The organism is Aeromonas australiensis (assembly GCF_000819725.1).
Classification (GTDB): Bacteria; Pseudomonadota; Gammaproteobacteria; order Enterobacterales; family Aeromonadaceae; genus Aeromonas; species Aeromonas australiensis.
Genome location: NZ_CDDH01000049.1, coordinates 1 through 1,015, shown reverse-complemented (window position 1 = coordinate 1,015; position 1,015 = coordinate 1). Strand labels below are relative to the sequence as shown.

The 1,015-nt window shown below is 56.0% G+C and carries 1 protein-coding gene and 1 pseudogene; one reads left to right on the top strand and one right to left on the bottom strand.

What is annotated here, in order from left to right:
* A pseudogene (locus BN1117_RS07185) lies at nt 1–629 on the top strand (hypothetical protein); the annotation flags it as partial.
* Nucleotides 630–707: 78 nt separating this feature from the next.
* Here the strand turns inward: BN1117_RS07185 and BN1117_RS07180 are convergent.
* The coding region (locus tag BN1117_RS07180) for a nucleoside transporter C-terminal domain-containing protein (protein ID WP_040096088.1) at nt 708–1,015 on the bottom strand (308 nt) is incomplete at its 5' end.

Genomic DNA, 1,015 nt, shown 5'->3' with positions numbered 1-1,015 from the left:
AAAGTGGCCATGACCCGGCTCACCTCAACGAGCTGCACTTCTTCAAGAACTGCTCCTCTGTGGTGTCGATCATCTCCCTGCCCAAGGAGTACAAGCTCTCCTATATGGATCTCAACCGGCTCAAGTCTCACCTCAACGGGCTCTTTCCCAATACCACTCTCAAGCGCTATGCGCTGGTCATTGGGGCGTCGGCTAACATCTCCCTCACCACCCTGATCGTCAAGAGCCCCTGCCTGAGCGATGACTTCCTGACCCTGATCGTGGCCTTTATCAAACGCTGTTTTGCCAAGGATCACTATCGCTTCGATGAACATCTGGACAAAGCAGTGATCGAGATGATCTGTAATGACGAGTGGAACGATGCGCTGCTCGACAGCATGCTCAACGAGTTCGAAAACCCGGCAAAGATCCTCGATACCAACTGGTACGCCATCAAGCCCATGTATGAGAAGAAATATCGGGAGCTTATCCGCGAGAAAGAGAAGTTCGTCTCCATCAACGATATTCGTCTCAGTCGCGAATCGGTGAAAAAGGCGCTGCTCTATCTGCGGGAGATCTATCGCCACCGGGTCAGCAAGACCCGGATCCTCTCCCTCAACCCCAGGCTGGGAGAAGCGAACACTCGCTAGCACCCTGCCCATAAAGCAAAGCGCCCGCCCCAGATGGGGCGGGCGCTTTTTTTACTGGCGCAACCTGGCTTTATCTCCTCAGAGGGAGACAAAGATCCCGGCCAGAGTAGCGCTCATCAGGTTGGCCAGGGTCGCCGCCAACACCGCCTTGAAGCCCATATTGGCTACATCGTGACGGCGCTCCGGCGCCATGGTGCCGATGGAGCCGAGCTGCACCGCAATGGAGCCCAGATTGGCAAAACCGCACAGCGCGAAGGTGATGATGATCTGGGTGTGGGCGCTCAGGTCTGCCTTGATATTGGCAAAGTCCAGATAGGCGACGAACTCGTTCATGATCACCTTCTGACCAATCAGGGAGCCTGCCGCCATCATCTCGCTGGCGGGCA